The sequence below is a fragment of the Amycolatopsis sp. NPDC021455 genome (genome assembly GCF_040640995.1).
Classification (GTDB): domain Bacteria; phylum Actinomycetota; class Actinomycetes; order Mycobacteriales; family Pseudonocardiaceae; genus Amycolatopsis.
Window position 1 is genome coordinate 429,405 of record NZ_JBFACT010000001.1, and the last position, 22,853, is coordinate 452,257.

Below are 22,853 nucleotides of genomic sequence, written 5' to 3' on the forward strand. Positions count from 1 at the left end.
CTCACCGACCCGCTTCCGAGGCAGGCCGCCGCCGAACGCGGCATCACTGTCGGTGGCGGGACGTACACTCGGGCGGCGACGGCAGGGCAGCGTTCACGAGGGGATCGGGCATCCGGCGGAATTCCCACGAAGCGTTCGATAGGTTGTTCGCACCAAGCGGTGGCCGCCATCGTCGAGTTTGAATGAGGGGTCCTTCGATGAGCACGCTGCAGTTCAAGAAGTCGCCGCGGCTGGCGGCACCGCGGCCGCCGGGTGGCGAGGTGCACCTCGAGCCGCCGCCCGAGGTGCCCCGGGTCATCCCCGGCAACATCGTCATGAAGGCGCTTCCGGTCGTGATGATCGTCGCGTCGCTCGGGATGATGGTCTTCATGTTCCAGGCCAGCAACCGGAACCCGATGATGATGGCCATGGGCGGCATGATGGTCGTCGGGACGCTCGGGATGATGGCCGGCGGCGGTGGCAAGGGCGGCGGCGCCAAGCGCGCCGAGATGGACGAGGACCGCAAGGACTACCTGCGCTACCTGGGCCAGATGCGCGACCGCGCCCGCGAGGCGATGGTCGACCAGCGCGCCGCCCTGGAGTGGGTGCACCCCGACCCGCAGTCCCTCTGGTCGCTGGCCGCCAGCCGCCGGATGTGGGAACGCCGCCAGAACGACCAGGACTTCCTGCACCTGCGCGTCGGGCGCAGCTCGCACCGCCTCGCGACGCGGCTGGTCCCGCCGCAGACCGGGCCGGTCGACGAGCTGGAGCCGATCGCCACCCTCGCGCTGCGCCGGTTCGTGCGCGCGCACTCGATCGTCCCCGATCTGCCGACCCAGATCACCCTCCGCGGGTTCGCCGCGGTGAGCATGCAGGGCGACCGCGCCCTGACCCGCGGCCTCACCCGCGCGATGCTCGCGCAGCTGGTTTCCTTCCACAGCCCCGACGACGTGCTGATCGCGGTCGCCACCGCGGGCCGCGCGAAGGAGGAGTGGGAGTGGGCGAAGTGGCTGCCGCACGTCCAGCACCCCACGCTGGCCGACGGCATCGGCCAGCTCCGCATGATGGCCGGCTCGCTGGCCCAGATCGAAGACTGGCTCGACGAAGAGCTGCGTGACCGCCAGCGCTTCTCCCGCAACGCCACCCCGGCGCCGGACCAGCCGCACGTCGTGATCATCATCGACGACGCCGAAGTCACCCGGGAAGAGCAGATCGTGCTCGAGGAGGGCCTGGTCGGCGTCACGCTGATCGACCTGTCCGACTCCCTGGGCAACCTCGCCGCCCGCCGCGGCCTCCGCCTGGTCGTCGAGCCCGACAGGCTGGGTGCGCGCAGCGCCGGCGGCGTCGAGTGGTTCGGCCGGCCGGACACCCTCAGCCTGGTCGAGACCGAGTCGCTGGCCCGCCTGATCTCGCCGTACCGCGTCGGCGGCGCCGCGGGCCAGGACGTCGGCGACGAAGAGCCGCTGCTGTCCAACCCGTCGCTGCTGGAGCTGCTGGGCATCCCCGGCGACCCGATGACCTTCGACGTCCAGCAGGCGTGGCGGCCGCGCCCGATCCGCGACCGCTACCGCGTCCCGTTCGGCGTCGGCGAGTACGGCCAGCCGGTCGAGCTGGACATCAAGGAAGCCGCCGCCGAAGGCATGGGCCCGCACGGCCTCTGCATCGGCGCCACCGGTTCCGGTAAGTCCGAGTTCCTCCGCACCCTGGTGCTGGGCCTGCTGGCGACGCACTCGTCTTCGACGTTGAACTTCGTCCTCGTCGACTTCAAGGGTGGCGCGACGTTCCTGGGCCTCGACAAGGCCCCGCACGTATCCGCGGTCATCACCAACCTCGCGGACGAGGTCACGCTGGTCGACCGCATGAAGGACGCGCTGGCCGGCGAGATGAACCGGCGCCAGGAAGCGCTGAAGAACGGCGGCAACTTCAAGAACGTCTGGGAATACGAGAAGGCGCGCGAAAACGGCGCCGATCTCGACCCGCTGCCCGCGCTGTTCATCGTCTGCGACGAGTTCTCCGAACTGCTGAGCGCGAAGCCGGACTTCATCGACCTGTTCGTCGCCATCGGCCGGCTGGGCCGGTCGCTGCAGATGCACATGCTGCTCGCCTCGCAGCGCCTCGAAGAGGGCAAGCTGCGCGGTCTCGACTCGCACCTGTCGTACCGGATCGGCCTCAAGACGTTCTCGGCGGCGGAGTCCCGCGCCGCGATCGGCGTGCCGGACGCGTTCGAGCTGCCGTCGGTCCCCGGTGGTGGCTACTTGAAGTACGACACGTCGACGCTGGTGCGGTTCAAGGCGTCCTACGTCTCGGGTCCCTACCGGCCGGCCGGCATCAAGGCGGCGGGCCCGGCGGCGACCGTGGTCCGCGCGGACAAGCGGCCGCAGCTGTTCGTCCCGGACTTCGTCGAGCTGCCGAAGGAGCCCGAGCCGCAGCAGATCGAAGCCCCGGTGCAGCAGCAGCCGCAGTCCGAAGAGGCGGTCGAACCGAGCGAGCTCGACGTCATCGTGTCGCGGCTGATCGGGCAGGGCCCGCCGGCGCACGAGGTGTGGCTGCCGCCGCTGAAGGACCCGAACTCGCTCGACACGCTGCTGCCGAACCTGAACCCGACCGACGACCGCGGCCTGTCCCCGGTCGGCTTCTTCGGCAACGGGCGGCTGCAGGTGCCGCTGGGCATCATCGACCGCCCGTACGAGCAGCGGCGCGACCCGCTGTGGGCCGACTTCTCCGGCGCGGCCGGCCACGGCGTGATCGTCGGCGGCCCGCAGTCGGGCAAGTCGACGATGCTGCGGACGCTGATCATGTCGATGGCGCTGACGCACACGCCGGAAGAGGCGCAGTTCTACTGCCTCGACCTCGGTGGTGGCACGCTGGCCGGTCTCGCGGACCTGCCGCACGTCGGCGGCGTCGCGGTCGCGCGGCGCGAGCCGGACAAGGCCCGCCGGATCGTGGCCGAGCTGACCACCCTGCTCAGCGAGCGGGAAGGCCGGTTCGGGGCGATGGGGATCGACTCGATGACCGAGTTCCGCAACCGCAAGCGCCGCGGCGAGATCCGGCCGGACCAGGACCCGTTCGGCGACGCGTTCCTCGTCGTCGACAACTGGCGGGCCCTGCGCGACGACTTCGAAGAGCTCGAGACGACGATCACCCGGCTCGCCACGCAGGGTCTGTCCTACGGCGTGCACGTGATCATCGCCGCCAACCGGTGGGCGGACATCCGCCCGGCGATCAAGGACATGCTGGGCACCCGGTTCGAGCTGCGCCTCGGTGACCCGACCGAGTCGGACATCGACCGCCGGGTCGCGGTCAACATCCCGGCCGGGCGGCCGGGCCGGGGCCTGACCCGCGAAAAGCTGCACATGCTCGGCGGCCTGCCGCGGATCGACGGGTCGAGCGACCCGGAGACGATCGCCGCCGGCGTGGCCGACGCCGTGGCGAAGATCCGGGGCGCGTGGCGTGGCCGCGTCGCGCCGCAGGTCCGCCTGCTGCCGGAGCTGATCACCTACGAAGAGGTGCTCAAGATCGACAGCGCCCGGGACTCCAAGCTGATCCCGATCGGGGTCAACGAGGAGGACCTGCAGCCGATCTACCTCGACTTCAACGCCGAGCCGCACTTCTACGCGTTCGCGGACGGCGAGTCGGGGAAGACCAACCTGCTGCGGCAGATCGCCCGGGGCATCTCGGAGCGCTACACCGCCCAGGAAGCGCTGATCCTGCTCGTCGACTACCGGCGCACGATGCTCGGCTTCGTCCAGGGCGACTCGCTGCTCGGGTACGCGGTGTCGGCGAACCAGCTGGAGAGCATGGTCGGCGACGTCTTCAACTCGATGACGCGGCGCCTGCCGGGCCCGGACGTCACGCAGGAGCAGCTGAAGACCCGGTCCTGGTGGAAGGGGCCGGAGCTGTTCATCCTCGTCGACGACTACGACCTGGTGGCGACGTCGTCGAACAACCCGCTGCGGAAGCTCTCCGACTTCCTGGCCCAGGCCAAGGACGTCGGCCTGCACCTGGTGGTCGTGCGGCGCACCGGTGGCGCGAGCAAGGCGATGTACGACCCGATCATCGGCAAGCTCAAGGAGATCGCGGCGCCGGGCATGGTCATGAACGGTTCCCGCGACGAAGGCGCGCTGATCGGCAACATCAAGCCGAGCGCGATGCCGCCCGGCCGGGGCAACCTGCTGACCCGGAAGAACGGCAAGCAGCTGATGCAGGTCTCGTGGATCCAGCCCGACTGAGTTGTCCCGACTGAGTTGTCCCGACTGAGTACGACGGCGGGGCGCCCGCGGGCAGGGGGTAGGTTCCTTCCCGAGGGCGCGCCCCGCCTGGCGGGCGCGGGAAATGAATACTGCGGGAGCTGCTGGTGACGGTCCGGGTTGCGGTGGACTTCGGGACATCGAGCACCTGTGTCGTCGCCTCGGTGAACGGGCGCGAGCCGCAGGTCGTGGTGATCGACGGCCAGCCGCTGATGTCCTCGGCCGTGTACGCGGCCGCGGACGGCACGCTGTTCGTCGGCCAGGAGGCCGAGCGGCAGGCGGCCGTCGACCCGTCGCGGTACGAGCCGAACCCGAAGCGGCGGATCGACGAAGGCGAGCTGCTGCTGGGCGACAGCGTCCTGCGGGTGACCGACGTCGTGCACGCCGTGCTGGGGCGCGCGGTTTCCGAAGCACGCCGCCTGGCCGGGGACGCCGAGGCGGACCTGCTGGTGCTGACCCACCCCGCGGACTGGGGTGCGATCCGCACCCGGCTGCTGCGGCAGGCCGCCGGCGGGCTGGCGCGCGAGGTCGCGCTGGTCCCGGAGCCGGTCGCGGCGGCGGTCTACCACGCGGCGACGTTCGCGCCGCAGGACGTGACGAACGACCGCACCGTGGAGTTCAGCGGCCGTCCCGGTGACGCACTGGCGGTGCTGGACCTCGGCGGCGGCACCGTCGACGTCAGCGTGGTGCGGCGGCTGCCGCCGGACACCGCGCGGGACCGCGCCGGGCGTCCGCAGCGCGGCGGGTTCCAGGTCCTCGCCACCCGGGGCGACCCCGGGTTCGGCGGCGCGGACATCGACCAGGCGCTGCTGGAGCACGTCGGTTCGCTGGTGTCCGCGGCCGATCCGGACGCGTGGCGCCAGCTCGTCGAAGGGCGGGAGCTGACCGACCGGCGCCGCCGCCGGGTGCTGCGGCAGGACGTGCGGGGCGCGAAGGAGACGTTGTCGCGGCACGCCTACACCGACGTGCCGATGCCGCCGCCGTTCGCCGACGCGCACGTCACCCGCGAGGACCTCGAACGGCTGATCGCGGCGCCGCTGGGCCGCGCGGTGGAGCTGACGGTCGCGGCGATCGGCGACGCCGGCCTGCGGCCGAAACAGCTCACGGCCATCTTCCTGGTGGGTGGGTCCAGCCGGATCCCGATGATCTCGCGGCTGGTGCACGAACGCACCGGCATCGTGCCGACGAGCCTCGACCAGCCCGAGACGGTCGTCGCGCGCGGCGCGCTGCGGGCGGTGCTGGTGGACCCGGACCGCACCGGCGCGCTCCCGGGCGAAGCGATGGCGCGGCTCGCCGCGGTGCCCGGCGGCGCCCTCGGCCCGGCGGCGCAGCGCACGGAGGTCGTCCGGCCCGGCGACGTCGCCCCGCGCCCGAACCCGCCGCGCACCCCACCCGCGCCGGGCGGGTTCCCGCCGAACGCGAACCGGCCGGCGCCCCCGCCGCCGTCACCACCGCACGGGCAGCCGGTGGCCCGCCCCTGGACCCCGCCCGCACCGCCGGCCGGGCAGCCCGCGCCGGGCGTCCGGCCCGTCGGGGCGACCGAAGCGACCGCGAAGCCGCGGGGCCGGCTGTGGTGGATCGTCGTCGCCGCGGTGGTCGTCGTGGCCGCGCTCGTCGTCGGCGGCATCCTCGTCTACGGCAAGTCCGGCGCCGGCAGCCAGGCCGAGAGCGGCCGGACGCTCTCGCAGTACGACTTCAAGTTCGTCGCCCCGGAGGACTGGGTCCAGACCGACGACCAGGTCGCCAAGAAGCAGGTCGTGATCCACCCGCAGGAGGCGCGCGACGGCAACGACCTCGTGGTCGCGCAGGAGTACGTCATGGACTACGACGCGACCGCCGACCCGGGGAAGCTCGCCGACGAGCTCAAGCGCAGCGCCGACGCCGACCCCACGCGCTGGAGCGCGTTCAACCCGAACCTGGCCTACGCCGGCAAGACCGTGATCTCCTACCACGAGAGCAAGCCGGACCGGCCCGATCTGCAGGTCGACTGGTACGTCGTCGCGAAGGGCCGCATCCGGGTCCACGTCGGGTGCCAGTACGCCACGGCCCCGCTCCGGGACCGCGTCGCCGCCGCCTGCGCGCAGGCCGTGCGCACGGTCGAGATCGTCAGCTGAGAGAGGGGCCCGCGGTGCCGTCCCGGGAATTCGAAAGCGCCGCGGCGTCCTTCCAGCGGATCGGGCAGGACGCGGTGACGCACGCGCGCCGCGTCGCCGGAAACGCGAAAGCACGCAGCCAACGCCGGCACAGCGAGAACGCGGAGCTCCTCAAGAGCGGCGGGCGCGGGGCGAAATCGGCCGATCCGACGCCCGGCTCGTTGCGCGCGGCCGCCGAACGGTTCCGCCGGGCCCGCGGGCTGACGGTCCCGACTGTTCCCGATCCGGTTCCTTCGCGTTCGCAACTTCCCGGCAATGCCCCTCGACCGGGTGACGACGACGAAGACTTTTCCCAGATGCGAATCATGAAACGAGATCGCTGACGTCGTCTCGGCGCTCGCTGTGCGTGTGTTAATTCCGCTGGTGGGGAACGTTTTTCCGGGTGACGCGTCGCTGAATCGGGGACTGCCCGGAATACCCGCGGCGATCGGTTCCCGGCAGGTGCGTTCACGCAAGCAACTACTTGCGGGCAAACCACGACAAGGGGGAACCGGACATGGCAGTGTCTGCGTCGTAAGGGCCGTACGACGAACAAGCTTGGTACGGACGACCACTCTCATGAAGGGGGTTTCAGCATGGCTGGCGGATTCACAGGGACAGTCGAACAGTTCACCCACGCCGAGCAGCGCGTGACCGAGGTTCGCGCCGGGATGGACACCAACCTGGCGACGCTGCGCGACCGCATCGAGGCCACCCGCGCCGGCTGGGAGGGCGCGGCGCAGAAGGCGTTCGACAACGTCATGACCCGCTTCGACGAGGACGCCCGCGGCATCAACCAGGCGCTGCAGAAGATCGCCGAACTGCTCAAGGAAGCCGGCTCGAAGTACGAGAAGTCGGAGCAGGAGCAGCAGGAGATCCTGCGCGCGGTCAACGCGGGCTTCGACCGGCTCGGCTGAGCCTTCGCCACGACTTCCCTGTCAACACCGAACTTTCACGCTTAAGAGGAGTGAGCCATGCCCGAGGGCATCAAGGTCAGTTATGCCACGATCCACGCGGCCGCCGATGACTGCAAGTCGACCGGTGGCGAGCTGCAGCAGGCTTTCGACCAGCTGAAGGACGACCTCAAGCCGCTGATCACCACCTGGTCCGGTGCCGCGAAGGAGCAGTACGACCAGGCCCAGCGCAACTGGGACCAGCGGTTCGAGGACCTGAAGCAGGTCCTGGCGCAGATCGCCGCCGCCCTGCCGCAGATCGCCGACGGCTACCAGGCCACCGACAAGGCCGTCGAAGGCCTGTTCTGAGCCGGTAGCCCCGGAAACCACGGCGGGCCCGCACTCCGGTGCGGGGCCCGCCGTTTTCCTTTCGGCCACAGAGCCGTTCGCGGGGAAGGGAAATCAGTGCGGTGCGCCGACCTCGTACTCCGGCCGGTCGTTGAGCACGCGCACGGTGACCTTCTTCTGCTGCCCGCCGATGGCGACCGTGCAGTCGAAGGTCGTCCCGTTCACGGCGGCTTCGTCCGCGGGGCACTGGGCGTTCTTCACGTCGGGCTCGCCGTAGTTCTCGTTCAGGACCTTCACCACACCGTCCTGAAGGGACTGTTGCTCCAGGACGTCCCCGCGGAACGCGCCGAGCAACCACGCCGCGCCGCCACCCGCGACGAGTACCAGGACGGCGATTCCGCCGAGCAGCAACGGTTTCTTCGACTTCGGTTTCTTCGCCGGCTCGGTGGCGAACGCGCCGAGGCCGCCGTACTGCGTCGGCTGGAACCCGCCGCCGTACTGACCGGGTTGCGGAACCGGCGGCTGCGGCGGGACGGGCTGGGACGGTGGCTGCCACGGACCGCTCGGCGGCTGCCCCGGCTGCCACGGCCCCGAAAACGAGCCCGTTCCCGGCGGCCATGGACCGCCGGCGGAGCCGGTGACCGACCCCGGATCCGGGTTCGGCTGCCACTGGCCGGAGTGCGGGCCGGTCGCCTGCTGCTCGGGCTGCCACACGCCCGGCTGCGGCGGCGCGCCCCGCGGGTCGGCCGGGGGCTGCCACCACTGCGGCTGCTGCGGGCCGGGCGGCTGGGACGGTGGTGTCATCGGAGATCACCTCGGGTCGTGGTCACGCCTCAGCTGCCCTGCGCTTCGCCGAGCCGCCGGTAGAAGTCGTTCATCGCCGCCCGGTCCGGCAGCACCGTGATCTGGGCGGCGTCCGGCAGCTTCGGCATGTCCTGCAGGCTCGCCGGGCCGGTGAACTTGAAGTCGTACTTGAGCTCGAGCCGGTGGCCGTCGCCCTCGAACTTGGCGTCCATGACGAAGGAGACCAGGCTGCCGTCCGGGTTCAGCGTGATCGTGGCCGGGACTGCGGCCTTCTTCAGCTCCGGCCCGACCTGGTCGAGGAGGCTCTGCGGCAGGATCTCGACCCGGTTCTGGACGAAGGTCCCGAACGGCACGTTCACCGTCAGCGCGGTCTTGCCGTCGCCGAGGCTCTTCGCCCCGCGCACGGCGCGCTTGTCGGCCTTGTAGGCGTCGAGGGCCGAGGCCGCCATCTTGCACGGGGTCAGCACGCCGCCCCAGGCGCACGGCAGGAGCGTGCCCGCTTCGGGCTTCGGCATCGAAACCCACGCCGTCGGGGAGACGCCCTTCTGCACGTAGACCGGGCCGAGGTAGGTGTACTCGACCGCGCCGTCGGCCGGGGTGTACGTGTCGATGATCTCGTCGGGGTTCTTCAGCGAGCGGTGCCGCACCGCCCGGCTCTCCGGGCTTCCGGTGCGGGCCGACGTGACGACGCTGTGGATCCACTTGTCGTCGAACTTGAAGTAGGCGTCCAGCGAGTTGGTGACGTCGCGCGTGTCGGTGATGGCGTCGGAGAGCTTGCCGATCACCTGCTCGAACTTGGCGCCGACGTAGTCCGCCGCGTCGTCGCCCTTCGGCAGCGCGGTGCCCGCTCTCGCCTGGCCGCAGGCACTGGCCAGGACCAGGAGGGCAGCCAGGACGAAGATCGCCTTCGGTCGTTTCCGCATCGCCGTCCCCTGCTCGACTGTGCCCCGGATCGTCCCATCCTCGCGTGTCGCGCCGGTGCGTGCAGGCACTTCGCGGGGAAAACCGGGTAGAGTGCCCGCTGCGCCCGGGCCGCCCGGAGCCTAGTATGGGCGCTTCCACCACCCCCGATGCGCGGGTGCGGTGACCGTGGGGGTATCTTCATATGTCGTTGTGCGCTGCGGCGCGTAAGCGCTAGGCCCGCACAGAACCCACACGCAATGTTGACGACGAGGTAGACCCTTGCCCACGTACAGCCCCAAGCCCGGCGACGTCACTCGTGCCTGGCACGTGATCGACGCCGAGGATGTCGTGCTCGGAAGGCTGGCGACCGAGGTCGCCACGCTGCTGCGCGGCAAGCACAAGCCGACCTACGCCCCGCACGTGGACACCGGTGACTTCGTCATCATCGTCAACGCCGAGAAGGTCGCGCTCACCGGTAACAAGCGCGAGCAGAAGTTCGCCTACCGGCACAGCGGTTACCCGGGCGGTCTGCGGAAGCGCTCGTTCGGCGAGCTGCTGGACACCAAGCCCGAGCACCTTGTCGAGAAGGTCGTCAAGGGCATGCTGCCGAAGAACAAGCTCGGCCGCGCCCAGGCGAAGAAGCTGAAGGTGTACGCCGGCCCGCAGCACCCGCACGCCGCGCAGCAGCCGCAGGCGCGCGAGATCACCAAGATCGCGCAGGTCGCGCAGTGAGTGAGGAACAGTCTGTGACCAGCACCGAGACCGAGACCCCCGAGGTCGTCGAGGCCACCGAGGCGACCGAGACCGGCGCCGTCGCGACCAGTGAGACCCCCGCCGCGCCGCGTCCGTCGCGTGCCGCCGGCGGCAACGCCCAGACCGTCGGCCGCCGCAAGGAAGCCGTCGTCCGCGTGCGGGTCGTCCCGGGCACCGGTGAGTTCAAGCTCAACGGCCGCACCCTCGAGGAGTACTTCCCGAACAAGGTGCACCAGCAGCTCATCCGCGAGCCGCTGGTCACGGTCGAGAAGCCGGACTCCTTCGACATCTTCGCCAACCTCAAGGGCGGCGGCGTCTCGGGTCAGGCCGGCGCGCTGCGCCTGGCGATCGCCCGCGCGCTCGTCGAGGTCGACGCCGACGACCGCCCGGCCCTCAAGAAGGCCGGCTTCCTGACCCGTGACGCGCGCGCCACGGAGCGGAAGAAGTACGGCCTCAAGAAGGCCCGCAAGGCCCCGCAGTACAGCAAGCGCTGATCGCGCCTTCCGGCGCACTTCACCGGAGCGCCCATCCGTCCATCGGATGGGCGCTCCGGTGTTTCCGGGGTTCCGTGTCGTTTTCACCGGCCGGAGCGATATCCGGGGGCGGGGGATCGCGGTCCGTCAGGATCGCTAGGTTGTCGTGGTGGTTGCACAAGGAGGTCGACAGATGGCTCGCCTGTTCGGGACCGACGGGGTGCGTGGCCTGGCCAACGCCGAGCTGACGCCGGAGCTGGCGATGGCGCTGGCGGCCAGCGCCGCCCGCGTGCTCGCCGCGCACGACCGTTCGCACCGGCCGGTCGCGGTCGTCGGCCGTGACCCGCGCGCCAGCGGCGAGATGCTGGAAGCCGCCGTCGTGGCCGGCCTCACGTCCGCCGGGGCCGACGTGCGCCGCGTCGGTGTCCTGCCGACGCCGGCCGTCGCCTACCTGGTCGGCGCGCTCGACGCCGACCTGGGCGTGATGATCTCCGCGTCGCACAACCCGATGCCCGACAACGGCATCAAGCTCTTCGCCGCGGGCGGGCACAAGCTCCCCGACGGCATCGAGGACGAGATCGAAGCCGGCCTGTCCGCCGACGCCGTGCGCCCGACCGGTGCGGGCGTGGGGCGCGTCACGGACGTCGAAGACGCTCTCGACCGCTACGCCGCCCATCTGCTCGACGCCACCCCGCACCCGCTCGCCGGGCTCAAGGTGGTCGTCGACTGCGCCAACGGCGCCTCCGCCGCGGCCGCGCCCGAGATCTACCGCCGGGCCGGCGCCGAGGTCGTCGCCCTGCACGCCGAGCCGGACGGCATCAACATCAACCAGCACTGCGGGTCCAACCACCCGGAGAAGCTCCGCGAGGCGGTCGTCGCCCACGGCGCGGACCTCGGGATCGCCCACGACGGCGACGCGGACCGCTGCGTGGCCGTCGACTCCGCCGGCGAGCTGGTGGACGGCGACCAGATCATGGCGGTGCTGGCGCTCGCGCTGGCCGAGACCGGCGAGCTGACGAAGGACACGCTGGTCGCGACCGTGATGAGCAACCTCGGTCTGCACCTGGCGATGAAGGCCCACGGCGTCACCGTCGTCACGACGGCGGTGGGTGACCGGTACGTGCTCGAGGAGCTGCGCGCGGGCGGGTACGCCCTCGGCGGCGAGCAGTCCGGCCACGTCGTGCTGCCGGCCTTCGCGACCACCGGCGACGGCCTGCTGACGGCGCTGCGCCTGATGAGCCGCATGGCCGCCACGGGCAAGTCCCTGGCCGATCTGGCGGCGGTGATGAACCGGCTGCCGCAGGTGCTGGTGAACGTCCCGGTCGCGGACAAGGCGGCGGTGGCCGGCTCGTCCGAGGTCCGCGACGCCGTCGGCGAGGTCGAAGCCGAGCTGGGCGAGGAAGGCCGGGTGCTGCTGCGTCCGTCCGGGACCGAGCAGCTGGTGCGCGTGATGGTGGAGGCCCCGGCCCAGGCGACGGCCCAGGCCGCGGCCGATCGGCTGGCCGGCGTGGTCTCCGCGGTCTCCTGACCCCTAGCTCGTCCGGGTGACCACGGCCTTCGCCAGGCCGTGGAACACCGGGTGTTCCTTCCAGCTCACCTCGCCCACCCGGCAGCCGCCGTCGAGGACCTTCGACAACGCTCGCAGCGCGATCTCGCCCTCGGCCACGGCCACCCGCGCTCCCGGGCAGGCGTGGCGGCCCAGGCCGAAGGCCAGGCCGTCGCCGAGCGGGATCGCCACCTTGTCGCCCGGGGCCAGCGTCCGGCCCGCGACCGCGCATCCGGCCGTCGCCCGCCGGGCCGCGTACCGGGTCGGGGCGATTTCCTGGACCAGCCCGCGCACCTCGGCCGGGCACGTTCCCGGGCTCGTCACCAGGCCCAGTCCGGCCACCGCGAGGAAGTTCATCGAGTTCTCGTACGCCGCGTGCGCGAGCATCACCGGCGTCACCATCAGCTCGTCCTCGCTGATCCGCCCCTCCGCGCACGCGCGGCGCAGCAGGGCCAGCCCGCCGCCTTCGGACGCCGGTGCCTTCAGGAAGAACATCGCCACGCGCAGCGCCGCGACGTCGCCGGCGGGCGACGCTTCGCCCGACCACACGTTCAGGTTCGCCGTGGTCTTCGAGAGCGCCGCCAGAAACCGGTCGTCGAACGGGCCCGCGCCCAGCACCGCGGCGGCGACCAGCGCGGCCACCGGCCGGCCGAAGTCGGCCACCAGGTCGAACTCGGTCTGGTCCGCCAGCGTCGTCACGATCTCTTCGATGCCGGCCCCGACCTCGGCGGGCAGCGGCTCGGTCAGCGCGATGACCTCCTTGACGACCTCCCGCAGCCGCCGGTGCTCCTCGCCGTCCATGAACAGCAGGTTCGCCGGGACCGACGTGTCCGGGCTCGAACTCAGCCGCGGGTCGCGGAGCACGGCGGCCCGGTCCGCTCGCGCGTCCAGTACGAGGAAGTCGTCCACCTTCGTATGATGCCGTGGTGCCGGACGAGGTTCCCGAAGACGTGCTGGTGACCCCGCTGACGCTCCGGCTGGCCGGCCGCACCGCCGACCCGCGCCCGGCCTACACCCACCTCGACTGCTCCCGCGGCGCCGAACTCGCCGAGCGCACGCTGACCTGGGCCGAGCTGCTGGTGCGGGTCCGCGCCGTCGCCGCGGCGCTGCGCGGACTGGTGGAGCCCGGCGAGCGCGTCGCGATCATCGCGCGGCAGGACCTGTCGTACGTCGTGGCGTTCTTCGGTGCGCTCTACGCCGGTGCCGTGGCCGTCCCGCTGTCGGCGCCGGACCTGCGAGCGCAGCGTGAGCGGCTCGTCGGCGCGCTGAACGACTGCGACGCCGCTGTCTGGCTGACTTCCGAGCCGCTGCTGGAGAAGGTTCGCGAGCTGCCCGACGTGCCGCCTCCGCGTGCGATCGTCGCGGTCGACGCCCTGGCCGGGGCGGGCGAGTTCCCGCCGGCCCCGGTTCGCCCGGAGGACCCGGCCTACCTGCAGTACACCTCCGGCACCACCCGGTCCCCGGCCGGTGTCGTGATCAGCCACCGCGCGCTCGCCGCCGCCTGCTGGCAGGTGTGCGCCGCCTACGCCGTCGACTCCGCGGTCACCTGCGTCGGCTGGATCCCCTTCTTCCACGACATGGGGCTGATCCAGCTGGTCTGCGGGCCGGTGCACAGCGGGGGCCGGTCGGTGTTCCTGGCGCCGTTGGAGTTCATCCGCCGCCCGGCGCGCTGGCTGACGATGATGTCGGCGTACCCGAAGACGCTCACCGCGGCGCCGAACTTCGCCTACGACCTGCTGGTGGACGCCGTGCCCGAGGCGCGGCGCCGCGAGTTCGACCTGTCCGGGGTGCACGTCGCCCTCAACGGCAGCGAGCCCGTGCGCGCGAAGACCGTCGAGGCGTTCCTCGACGCGTACGAGCCCCACGGGTTCCCGCGCGGGGCGTACCGGCCGTCGTACGGGCTGGCCGAGGGGACCGTTTTCGTCGCCGGCGGCGATGCCAAGGGCCCGTTCGTGACGGAGGTCGACGGCCGTGAGCTGGTCTCCGCCGGACGGCCGCGCGGTCAGCGGCTGCGCATCGTCGACCCCGGCCGCGCCATCGTCGTGCCGGACGGCGAGACCGGCGAAATCTGGGTGCACGGGCCCAACGTCGCCGACGGCTACTGGCGCCGTCCCGAGCTGACCGCGGAGGTCTTCGGCGGACGGCTCGACGGCGAGGACGGCTGGCTGTGCACCGGCGACCTCGGCCGCTGGGACGGCGAGCGGCTCTACGTCACCGGGCGGATCCGCGACCTGGTGATCGTGGACGGCCGCAACCACTACCCCCAGGACATCGAGGAGACCGTCGCCGCGGCCCACCCCGCGCTGGGCCCGATCGCCGCGTTCGGCGTGGACGACCCGGCGGGGGAGAAGCTGGTGGTCGTCGCCGAACGCGCTCGCGGCGCCGCGGGCGTGTCCGAAGACGAGGTGGCGCGGGCGGCCAAGCGGGCCGTCGTCACCGGCCACGACCTCCGGGTGCACGAGTTCCTGCTGGTCAAGCCCGGCTCGTTGCCGCGGACCTCGAGCGGGAAGGTGTCCCGGTCGGCGGCCAGGACCCGCTTTTGGGCCAAACGGCCCCGCTGAGTGCGGGCATGAGTCACAATCGGTGCATGCCCGCCGCGGACTACTTCGACCGGATCACCGCCCTGGTGTGCCGGGTGTTCGACGTCGATCCCGCGACGGTCGACGTGGACACCCCGTTCGCCGAAATGGGTGTCGACTCGCGGCAGCGGGTCAGGCTGCTCGTGGAGGTCGAGGTCGAGTTCGGTCTCGAAATCGACCTCGACGAGCTCGACCGGCTGGTCGACATCCGCAACGCCGCCGAGGTGCTCGCGGACACGATCGAAGGCGACCGGCCCGTGGTCCACTTGGCGCAACGGACCGGGTGAAGGCCCGGGCGGCCCGGACGGCCGCTCGGTACATTCTGTGTGCCTGTGCGATGAAACCGCAGGCCGTCGGCGTGCGTCGTAGTCGGGACAGTGCGGGGCGAAGGTTTCACCTACGAGGAGGGGGCGCTGGTCATGCCGGACGGCGGCTACCAGGCGAGTTCAGATGCGATGCTCACGGCGCAGACCGCGCTCGAACGCGCCGCCGAGAAGACCACCAGCCAGGCGGGCAAGGTGGCGCCGACTCCGCTGGCCCAGCAGTCCTTCGGCCGCGTCCACGGCCAGTACTTCAACGACTACAAGGCCGGGATCGACAGCATCGGCGCGGCCATGAAGGGGTACGCGGGCCAGCTGACCCAGCTCGGCGGCGGCGTCGGCACGGCCGCGACCTCGTACTCCGCGAACGAGGAGCAGCAGGCGGCGGCCGCGAAGAAGGCGGGGGCGAACTGATGGCCAAGCCCACCCAGGCCGAGGTCCAGGCCATGCTCGACGACCCGTACGTCACCGCGGGCACCAAGGACGCCCTCCAGAGCGCGTTCTACCTCGGCAGCTTCAGCGGCGGAGACGTGGAGCAGGCCTACGCCAAGGCCAAGGCCGAGCACGACTCGAATGCCCAGGCCGACAAGGCGCAGAACGACGCCGCCAAGAACGCGGAGCAGGACCTGCAGGCCCAGACGCCGCCCGCGGTGGGCGGCGTCGGCGTCACGAAGTCCGACGAGGTGCTCGACCTCGGCAACCCCGCGCTCGACTTCTTCTCGCAGTGGTCGGGCGAGGTCTGGAACAAGATGCCGGACTGCCCGGGCGCCATCGACTCCAAGAAGGACGTCTGGGACAAGTTCCACGAGAACCGGGAGATCGACTTCCAGAAGTTCCTCGACGAGGTCGAGGACATGACCAAGGCACACCAGGTCGTCGACCAGACCCGCACCGACGCCACGAACTCGCTGAACACGCTGTTCCACGATTGGAAGGGCGACGGCGCCAAGGCGGCCAAGGTCAAGTACGAGCAGCGCATCCAGCCCGACGCGCAGGAACTGCTGACGCAGATGGAGGGTGTCGGGAAGCTCGTGCCCGAGACCATGACGCACATCTACACCTCGTTGAAGACGAAGGTCGACGAGGTGCTGAAGCTGCGTTCGGACAAAGTCGCCACCGCGCCGCTGTACATCGCGAAGCAGGTCATCGAGGTCGCGAACGGCAAGGTCGACTCGAAGGAGAAGCTGCTCGACATCGCGCACTGGCTGGATTCGGAGTGCCCGGGCAACAACCTCGAGCAGCGGCTGCGCGACGACGACAAGGGCCTGAACGACGAGAACAAGGATTACGCGATCGGCGCGGCGAAGCAGTGGCTCAAGGGCAGCTTCGCGGCCGATTTCGGGAAGCGCTACGACGCTTTCAAGGCGTTGTGCAAGAACACCACCGACACGATCAACCAGCACTTCCACACCCTGACGCGGTTCATGGCCGACTACACGAACCCGTTCCCCGACCCGGCCAGTGCGCCGAAGCCCAGTGAGGGCAACGGAAACGGCACCGGGACGGGGACCGGCACCGGGACTGGGACTGGAACCGGGACGGGCACCGGGGGTGGCACGGGTGGCGGCAGCGGGACCGGCGGTGGCGGCTCGACGACGCCGTCGGCGTCCCCGCCGCCCACGGCCGAACCGGAGCACAAGCCCGGCGACGGCACGAACCCCGTCACCGGCAAGCCGCTGGAGATCAACCCGGACACCGGGCAGCCCTACCCGATCGACCCCAAGACCGGGGAGACGATCAAGGACGTCGACCACGACAGCGTCACGGTCCAGAAGGGCGACAACAAGATCTCGATGACCGAGCCCGACCAGGACGGCAAGATGGACGTCAAGGTCGACGACGGCAAGGGTCACCCGAAGGACTACAAGCTCGACTTCGACACCCCGAAGGACGGCGAGGCCAAGGACGGCGCCGCCGGGGCCGACGGCAAGGACGGCAAGCCCGGCGACTTCGGGCCGCAGGGCACGAAGGACGGCAAACCGGGGCCCGATGGCGCGTACCACCCGGGCCCGGACGGCAAGATCCACATCCAGGACGGCAACCTCAAGATCACCGCCGAGCAGCCGGACGGCCCGAACGGGCCGACCGTGGTGACGGTCGACGACGGCAAGGGCGAGCCGACCACCTACACCCTGGACGACGACAAGAGCGGCGACGCCAAGGCCGATGGGAAGGCCGACGGGAAGACCGACGGGCAGGACAAGGGCGCCGGCGGCGACAAGGCCACCGGTCCGGTCGGCGCGGACGGCAAGCCGGAGAAGGTCACCACGATGCCGGCGACCGCGGACGGCCAGCCGGTCCCGTCCGGAGCTCCGACGACCCCGGCCGTGGCCGGCGGCTTCAGCGCTCCCGGCGGCGTCGACGCCGGTGCTGTGACCGCCGACGCGAGTGCGGGCGGCGACGGCGGCGGCGCGGTGGGCGGCGGCGGATCGGCCGGCGGCACCGCGGACGTCGGTGGTGGCGCCGCGGCCGACGCGACCACGACGGCGGGCTTCGGGAACGCGATCACCGGCGAGGGCACCGCGCTCGAAGCGGGCGCCACCACCGGCGCCACCACGCCGGTGGCCTCGGCGGACGTCGGGCTCGGCGTGGCCCCCACCGGGATGGACCACGCGATGGCGTCGGCGCCGATGGGCGGCGCCTCGTCGTCCGGCTCGATGCCCGGCATGGGCATGATGGGCGGAATGGGCGGCATGATGGGCGGGGCACCCGGTGGTGGCGGCGGGGGCGACCAGCAGCGCGGCCCGAGCCAGTACCGCGTCGAAGGCGCGGTCTTCGAGACCAGCGGGTCCGGCGGGCGGATCAGCGGGTCGCTGGACGACGAAGGCGACCGTTCGATCAGCTACGAGCGATGAGGGGGTAGGCACCGATGAGCGCTGCGGACAGGTTGGCGGCCGCGATGAACGCGCTGGCCACGGCCACCCGGGAACAGCAGGAGCAGCGGGGGCTGCGCGAACGGCACGTCGAAGAGGGCAAGGCCGCGGCGCTGGAGACGATGAAGCGCGACGCGGCGGTGCACGCGCGCTACATCGAGCGCATGCAGGAGCTGAACAAGCGGCAGCAGCAGTCCGGCGGCTGGCTGACCGAGAAGGCTGTGGCCGACCGCGACCACACGATGTCGTTCGGCCCCGAAGACGACGAAGCGGCGGCCCCGGACGACGAGTTCGCGCGCTATGCGCGGCCGGAGCCGCGGCACGAAGCCGTCGCGCCTCCGCCTCCACCGATCGCGCCGTCCGTGCCCGGCGTGCCCGACCCGGCGCCGGCGGCGCACGCCGCACCGGCGCCCACACCCGAGCCGCCACCGGCGCAGTCCGCACCGGCTCGCCGTCCCCGGCACGCCCGTACCGAGTCCTTCGACGACGACGACTTCTCGAACAACTCCTGGCTGGTCGACTGAGGGAAGAGCCCGCTCAGTGAGCGGGCTCTTCTTCGCGTTCGATGGCCGCGTGCTTGACGTCCGCTTCGAGCAGGGGCCGGTACTTGTCCGTGCCGGTCAGGTGCGTCAGGAAGAACGCCGTGAACAGCGCGCGGGTGAGTTTCTGGGTCCCGCGGTGTGGCTTGCCGTGCATGATCACCTGGGACCAGTGCCTGCCTTCGGTGACGCCCAGGTGGGAGGCCTTGCCGAGGAAGCGCAGCTGGACGTCGTCGCCGCCCCAGGCGCCGGCGATCGCTTCGGCGTGCGCGACGGGCGGCGCGACCAGGTCGCCTTCCGCGGCGAGGTGCAGGCCGGGCACGGTGATGTGCTTCGCGAACTCGGTGGCCGGCGGCAGCGTCTGGGCCGCGGTGATCGTGGCGACGGCCTTGATCCGCGGGTTTTCGCTCTGAGCGTCCTGCGCGGCGGCGAGCACGGCGGAGCCGCCGCCGGAGGAGTGCCCGGCGAGGCCGAGCTTGGCCGGGTCGACGCTGATGCCGTCCGGCCCGAGCCGGACGGTCGTGACGACGTCGAGGGTGGTCAGCAGGTCGGCGGCGAGCAGCCGGTGCGACGGCAGCGGCCCCCGCTGCGTCGCCGGCGCGGCGGCGACGATGCCCCAGCTGGCGAGGTGGCGCAGCAGCTGCCGGTACCGATCGGGCGGCTGCAGCCAGCCGTGCCCGAAGGCGACGGCGGGCAGGCCGAGGCCGGCGCGCGGCGTGAACACCACGCCGGGCAGTCCGACCAGGGCGAGGTTGCCCCGCAGGACCTCGTGCGGACCCGGGTGCGTCAACTCCGCGAGCAGCTGCTTGGGCTTGCTGGCCATGGCGGGAACCCTACTGTGCCTGCCCACCCCCGGCTCGCCGCCGCCCCGCCGCAGGTCTCAAACGCCCCAATGTGGCGTTGGGTGCGTTGGACGCACCCAATGTGGCGTTCGGTGCGTTGGACGCAACCAACGCCACATTGGGGCGCTCGGGGCGTGGCACTCGTGTGGGTGACCGGGCATTGGTCCGGACCACCATGGCACGCGTCTGTGCAGGTCAAGGGGCGTTTCCGGACCCCATCGGCCCGCTGAATGTCCCTCGTTAGGCTGGTGCGCGTGTGTGGAATCGTGGGATATGTCGGGCACCGCCCGGCTCTGGACGTCGTCCTCGGCGGGCTCCGGCGCATGGAGTACCGCGGTTACGACTCGGCCGGTGTCGCGGTCCTCGACGGCGCCGGTGCGCTGACCGTCGAGCGCAAGGCCGGCCGGCTGGCCAACCTCGAAGCCCGGCTCGACGAGGTCGGCCGCGAGCACTTCGGCGGCACCGCCGGCATGGGGCACACGCGCTGGGCCACCCACGGCGCGCCGATCGACCGCAACTCGCACCCGCACCGGGACGCCTCGCAGCGCGTCGCCGTCGTGCACAACGGCATCATCGAAAACTTCGCCACCCTCCGCGCCGAGCTGGAAGCCGACGGCGTCGAGATGGCCAGCGACACCGACACCGAGACCGCCGCGCACCTCGTGGCCCGCGCGTACACCGAAGGCGACACCAAGGGCGACCTCACGGCCAGCGTCGCCGCCGTCTGCCGCCGGCTCGAAGGCGCGTTCACCCTGGTCGTGACGCACGCCGACCACCCGGACACGATCGTGGCCGCGCGGCGGTCGTCGCCGCTGGTCGTCGGGGTCGGCGACGGCGAGCACTTCGTCGCCTCCGACGTCGCCGCCTTCATCGAGCACACCCGCGAGGCCGTCGAGCTGGGCCAGGACCAGCTCGTCGTCATCACGCGCGAGGGCTACGACGTCCTGGACTTCCACGGCGACGCCGCCCAGGCCAAGCCGTTCACCGTCGACTGGGACCTGAGCGCCGCCGAGAAGGGCGGCCACGAGTACTTCATGCTCAAGGAGATCGAAGAGCAGCCCGAGGCGCTGGCCAACACGCTGCGCGGGCACTTCGAGTCCGGCCGGATCATCCTCGACGAGCAGCGCATCTCCGACCAGGACCTCCGCGACGTCGACAAGGTCTTCGTCGTCGCCTGCGGGTCGGCCTACCACTCCGGCCTGGTCGCCAAGTACGCGATCGAGCACTGGACGCGGCTGCCGGTCGAGGTCGAGCTGGCGAGCGAGTTCCGCTACCGCGACCCGGTCCTCGACCGCGACACGCTCGTCGTCGCCGTCTCTCAGTCCGGCGAGACGGCGGACACGCTCGAAGCCGTCCGGCACGCGCGCGAGCAGAAGGCGCGCGTCCTGGCCGTCTGCAACACCAACGGCGCGCAGATCCCGCGCGAGTCCGACGCCGTCCTCTACACCCACGCCGGGCCCGAGATCGGCGTCGCCTCGACCAAGGCGTTCCTCGCCCAGATCGCGGCCAACTACCTGGTCGGCCTGGCGCTGGCGCAGGCCCGCGGCACGAAGTACCCGGACGAGGTCGCGCGCGAGTTCGCCGAGCTGGAGGCCATGCCCGCGGCCGTCCAGAAGGTACTGTCCACTGTGGAGCAGGTGCGGGACCTCGGCCGCCGGATCGCCGACTCGAAGGCGATCCTGTTCCTCGGCCGGCACGTCGGCTTCCCGGTCGCCCTCGAAGGCGCGCTGAAGCTCAAGGAACTCGCGTACATGCACGCCGAGGGTTTCGCGGCCGGCGAGCTGAAGCACGGCCCGATCGCGCTGATCGAAGAGGGCCTGCCGGTCGTCGTCGTGATGCCCTCGCCCAAGGGTCGCGCGGTGCTGCACTCGAAGCTCGTGTCGAACATCAGCGAGATCCAGGCCCGCGGCGCCCGCACGATCGTCATCGCCGAAGAGGGCGACGAGACCGTCCGGCCGTTCGCCGACGAGCTCATCGAGGTCCCCGCGGTGCCGACGCTGCTGCAGCCGCTGGTGTCCACCGTGCCGCTGCAGGTGCTGGCCGCGGAGATCGCCCGCGCCCGCGGGTACGACGTCGACAAGCCGCGTAACCTGGCCAAGTCGGTCACTGTCGAGTAACCCGCGGGAGGCCCCGCCGTGCAGGGAATCTGGACCACGGAACGGATTCGCGAGGCGGAGGGGCGGCTCTTCGCCGTCACGCCCGAGGGCGAGCTGATGCGGCGGGCGTCGTTCGGGCTCTCGGTGCAGATCGCGGACCTGCTCGAAGACCACACCGGCGGCGTTTCCGGCCGCCGGGTCGTGCTGCTGGTCGGCTCCGGCGACAACGGCGGTGACGCGCTGTGGGCCGGGGCGTTCCTGCGCCGCCGCGGAGTCGCCGTCACGGCGATCCTGCTCAAGCCCGAGAAGGCGCACGCCGCCGGGCTGAAAGCGCTGAAGCGCGCCGGCGGCCGGGCGGTGTCCGCCGAGGACGGTCCACAGTGGATCGCCCGGGCCGACGTCGTGGTCGACGGGATCGTCGGCATCTCCGCCAGCGGCTCGCTGCGGCCGGACGCCGCACGGCTCGTCGAGCTGGTCGAGGCGCCGATCGTGGCGGTCGACCTGCCCAGCGGCGTCGACCCGGACACCGGCGCGGTCGACGGCCCGGCGGTCAAGGCGACCCGCACGGTGACGTTCGGCGGCCTCAAGCCGGTGCACGCGCTGGCGCCGTCGTGGTGCGGTGAAGTGGTGCTGGTCGACATCGGCCTGGGCCCGGAGCTGGGCGAGCCGTCGCTCGAGCGGCTCGACATAGTGGACGTCGCCGCGGCCTGGCCGGTACCCGGCCCGGAGGACGACAAGTACAGCCAGGGCGTCGTCGGCGTCGCGGCGGGCTCGGCGACCTACCCGGGCGCGGCGGTGCTGGCCGCGGGTTCGGCGGTCCGCGCGACTTCGGGTCTCGTGCGGTATGCGGGCCACGCGGCGGACGTCGTCCGCGGGCAGTGGCCGGAGATCATCGCGACGGGCACGGTCGCGGACGCCGGACGCGTCCAGGCGTGGGCGGTCGGCCCCGGCATCGGCACCGGCTCCGAAGGCCGTGACGTGCTTCGGTACGTCCTCGGCCAGGGCGTCCCGGTGTGCGCGGACGCCGACGCGACGACGATCATCGCGAAGTCCCCGGACGTCCTCGACGCGCGCGACCCGGACACGCCGCTGGTCCTGACTCCGCACGCGGGCGAGTACGAGCGCCTGATGGGCCGGGCACCGGGCCCGGACCGCGTGACGGCGGCGCGCGAAGCGGCGAAGAAGTACGACGCGGTGGTGCTGCTGAAAGGCCACTGCACGGTGATCGCGGCCCCGGACGGCCGGACCGCGGTGAACACCCCGCGCGGCGCGTGGCTGGCGACGGCGGGCTCGGGCGACGTGCTGTCGGGCCTGGTCGGCGCGCTGCTGGCGGCCGGCCTCGACCCGTGGCTGGCGGCGTCGATGGCCGCCCACGTGCACTCGCTGGCGGGCGCGATCGCGGCCCAGAACGCCCCGACTTCGGCGTCCGGCCTGGTCCACGCCATCCCGGAGGCCATCCGCTCGATCCGCTCGCTGACACCCTGAGAAGAGTTATCGAGTTCTCTGTTAACTTCGCGGGATAAATC

19 protein-coding genes are annotated in these 22,853 nt (G+C 71.8%); 15 read left to right on the plus strand and 4 right to left on the minus strand.

The annotated features are described in order from the left end of the window. Positions 1 to 197: 197 nt before the first annotated feature. The 5 genes from eccCa (at position 198) to AB0G28_RS02375 (ending at position 7,620) form a co-directional block, all read left to right on the plus strand. Positions 198 to 4,208 (plus strand): type VII secretion protein EccCa, encoded by a 4,011-nt coding sequence (eccCa, locus tag AB0G28_RS02355; protein ID WP_361082104.1) that lies wholly within the window; start codon positions 198 to 200, stop codon positions 4,206 to 4,208. Positions 4,209 to 4,333: 125 nt separating this feature from the next. Continuing rightward, positions 4,334 to 6,340 carry a type VII secretion-associated protein gene (locus AB0G28_RS02360; protein ID WP_361082106.1) on the plus strand — a complete coding sequence of 669 codons (2,007 nt, stop codon included), beginning with the start codon at positions 4,334 to 4,336 and terminating at the stop codon, positions 6,338 to 6,340. 14 nt (positions 6,341 to 6,354) lie between these two features. After that, positions 6,355 to 6,702, plus strand: a complete 348-nt coding sequence (locus AB0G28_RS02365; protein WP_361082108.1) for a hypothetical protein — start codon at positions 6,355 to 6,357, stop codon at positions 6,700 to 6,702. A 252-nt stretch (positions 6,703 to 6,954) separates the two neighbouring features. After that, positions 6,955 to 7,275 (plus strand): WXG100 family type VII secretion target, encoded by a 321-nt coding sequence (locus AB0G28_RS02370; protein WP_361082110.1) that lies wholly within the window; start codon positions 6,955 to 6,957, stop codon positions 7,273 to 7,275. Positions 7,276 to 7,332: 57 nt separating this feature from the next. Beyond that, a complete protein-coding gene (locus tag AB0G28_RS02375) occupies positions 7,333 to 7,620 on the plus strand; it encodes a WXG100 family type VII secretion target (RefSeq protein WP_361082112.1) in 288 nt (95 codons plus the stop codon). 93 nt (positions 7,621 to 7,713) lie between these two features. Here the strand turns inward: AB0G28_RS02375 and AB0G28_RS02380 are convergent, their stop codons facing one another. Beyond that, on the minus strand, positions 7,714 to 8,403 hold the full coding sequence (locus tag AB0G28_RS02380; protein WP_361082114.1) for a DUF4333 domain-containing protein: 690 nt from the start codon (positions 8,401 to 8,403) through the stop codon (positions 7,714 to 7,716). 29 nt (positions 8,404 to 8,432) lie between these two features. Further along, a complete protein-coding gene (locus tag AB0G28_RS02385) occupies positions 8,433 to 9,326 on the minus strand; it encodes a hypothetical protein (RefSeq protein WP_361082116.1) in 894 nt (297 codons plus the stop codon). Between the two features lie 259 nt (positions 9,327 to 9,585). On the opposite strand from AB0G28_RS02385, the gene rplM reads away from it, so the two are divergent. The 3 genes from rplM (at position 9,586) to glmM (ending at position 12,060) form a co-directional block, all read left to right on the plus strand. Continuing rightward, positions 9,586 to 10,038 carry a 50S ribosomal protein L13 gene (gene rplM, locus AB0G28_RS02390; RefSeq protein WP_004560141.1) on the plus strand — a complete coding sequence of 151 codons (453 nt, stop codon included), beginning with the start codon at positions 9,586 to 9,588 and terminating at the stop codon, positions 10,036 to 10,038. Between the two features lie 14 nt (positions 10,039 to 10,052). Beyond that, complete coding sequence (rpsI, locus tag AB0G28_RS02395) at positions 10,053 to 10,553, plus strand: 30S ribosomal protein S9 (protein WP_004560139.1); 501 nt, start codon at positions 10,053 to 10,055, stop codon at positions 10,551 to 10,553. Positions 10,554 to 10,725: 172 nt separating this feature from the next. Continuing rightward, positions 10,726 to 12,060: a phosphoglucosamine mutase gene (glmM, locus tag AB0G28_RS02400; protein ID WP_361082118.1), complete on the plus strand. Its 1,335-nt coding sequence runs from the start codon at positions 10,726 to 10,728 to the stop codon at positions 12,058 to 12,060. Positions 12,061 to 12,063: 3 nt separating this feature from the next. Here the strand turns inward: glmM and AB0G28_RS02405 are convergent, their stop codons facing one another. Continuing rightward, the gene (locus tag AB0G28_RS02405) at positions 12,064 to 12,987 is read right to left on the minus strand and encodes a cytochrome P450 (protein WP_361082120.1); all 924 of its coding nucleotides are present in this window, start codon (positions 12,985 to 12,987) and stop codon (positions 12,064 to 12,066) included. Positions 12,988 to 13,001: 14 nt separating this feature from the next. On the opposite strand from AB0G28_RS02405, the gene AB0G28_RS02410 reads away from it, so the two are divergent. The 5 genes from AB0G28_RS02410 (at position 13,002) to AB0G28_RS02430 (ending at position 18,374) form a co-directional block, all read left to right on the plus strand. After that, positions 13,002 to 14,639, plus strand: coding sequence for a fatty acyl-AMP ligase (locus tag AB0G28_RS02410; RefSeq protein WP_361082122.1), 1,638 nt, complete (start codon positions 13,002 to 13,004; stop codon positions 14,637 to 14,639). A 26-nt stretch (positions 14,640 to 14,665) separates the two neighbouring features. Then, complete coding sequence (locus AB0G28_RS02415; protein ID WP_361082124.1) at positions 14,666 to 14,944, plus strand: acyl carrier protein; 279 nt, start codon at positions 14,666 to 14,668, stop codon at positions 14,942 to 14,944. A 90-nt stretch (positions 14,945 to 15,034) separates the two neighbouring features. After that, on the plus strand, positions 15,035 to 15,391 hold the full coding sequence (locus tag AB0G28_RS02420; RefSeq protein WP_361082126.1) for a hypothetical protein: 357 nt from the start codon (positions 15,035 to 15,037) through the stop codon (positions 15,389 to 15,391). After that, positions 15,391 to 17,832, plus strand: coding sequence for a hypothetical protein (locus AB0G28_RS02425; RefSeq protein WP_361082128.1), 2,442 nt, complete (start codon positions 15,391 to 15,393; stop codon positions 17,830 to 17,832). Before AB0G28_RS02420 ends, AB0G28_RS02425 begins: the two co-directional genes overlap by 1 nt. Positions 17,833 to 17,846: 14 nt before the next feature. Beyond that, positions 17,847 to 18,374: a hypothetical protein gene (locus AB0G28_RS02430; RefSeq protein ID WP_361082130.1), complete on the plus strand. Its 528-nt coding sequence runs from the start codon at positions 17,847 to 17,849 to the stop codon at positions 18,372 to 18,374. A gap of 13 nt (positions 18,375 to 18,387) precedes the next feature. On the opposite strand, the gene AB0G28_RS02435 is transcribed toward AB0G28_RS02430, so the two are convergent. Further along, complete coding sequence (locus tag AB0G28_RS02435; protein WP_361082132.1) at positions 18,388 to 19,212, minus strand: alpha/beta hydrolase; 825 nt, start codon at positions 19,210 to 19,212, stop codon at positions 18,388 to 18,390. A gap of 273 nt (positions 19,213 to 19,485) precedes the next feature. Here AB0G28_RS02435 and glmS point away from each other — a divergent pair, with 273 nt between their 5' ends. Both glmS and AB0G28_RS02445 read left to right on the plus strand, forming a co-directional pair. Next, complete coding sequence (glmS, locus tag AB0G28_RS02440; RefSeq protein ID WP_361082134.1) at positions 19,486 to 21,348, plus strand: glutamine--fructose-6-phosphate transaminase (isomerizing); 1,863 nt, start codon at positions 19,486 to 19,488, stop codon at positions 21,346 to 21,348. Between the two features lie 18 nt (positions 21,349 to 21,366). Continuing rightward, on the plus strand, positions 21,367 to 22,812 hold the full coding sequence (locus tag AB0G28_RS02445) for an NAD(P)H-hydrate dehydratase (protein WP_361082136.1): 1,446 nt from the start codon (positions 21,367 to 21,369) through the stop codon (positions 22,810 to 22,812). Positions 22,813 to 22,853 lie beyond the last annotated feature (41 nt).

Bases quoted from the DNA above. Each gene is read 5' to 3' on its own strand.
- eccCa (WP_361082104.1), top strand. From the start codon at position 198: ATGAGCACGCTGCAGTTCAAGAAGTCGCCGCGGCTGGCGGCACCGCGG.
- AB0G28_RS02370 (WP_361082110.1), top strand. From the start codon at position 6,955: ATGGCTGGCGGATTCACAGGGACAGTCGAACAGTTCACCCACGCCGAG.
- AB0G28_RS02375 (WP_361082112.1), top strand. From the start codon at position 7,333: ATGCCCGAGGGCATCAAGGTCAGTTATGCCACGATCCACGCGGCCGCC.
- AB0G28_RS02380 (WP_361082114.1), bottom strand. From the start codon at position 8,403: ATGACACCACCGTCCCAGCCGCCCGGCCCGCAGCAGCCGCAGTGGTGG.
- AB0G28_RS02385 (WP_361082116.1), bottom strand. From the start codon at position 9,326: ATGCGGAAACGACCGAAGGCGATCTTCGTCCTGGCTGCCCTCCTGGTC.
- glmM (WP_361082118.1), top strand. From the start codon at position 10,726: ATGGCTCGCCTGTTCGGGACCGACGGGGTGCGTGGCCTGGCCAACGCC.
- AB0G28_RS02415 (WP_361082124.1), top strand. From the start codon at position 14,666: ATGCCCGCCGCGGACTACTTCGACCGGATCACCGCCCTGGTGTGCCGG.
- AB0G28_RS02425 (WP_361082128.1), top strand. From the start codon at position 15,391: ATGGCCAAGCCCACCCAGGCCGAGGTCCAGGCCATGCTCGACGACCCG.
- AB0G28_RS02430 (WP_361082130.1), top strand. From the start codon at position 17,847: ATGAGCGCTGCGGACAGGTTGGCGGCCGCGATGAACGCGCTGGCCACG.
- AB0G28_RS02435 (WP_361082132.1), bottom strand. From the start codon at position 19,212: ATGGCCAGCAAGCCCAAGCAGCTGCTCGCGGAGTTGACGCACCCGGGT.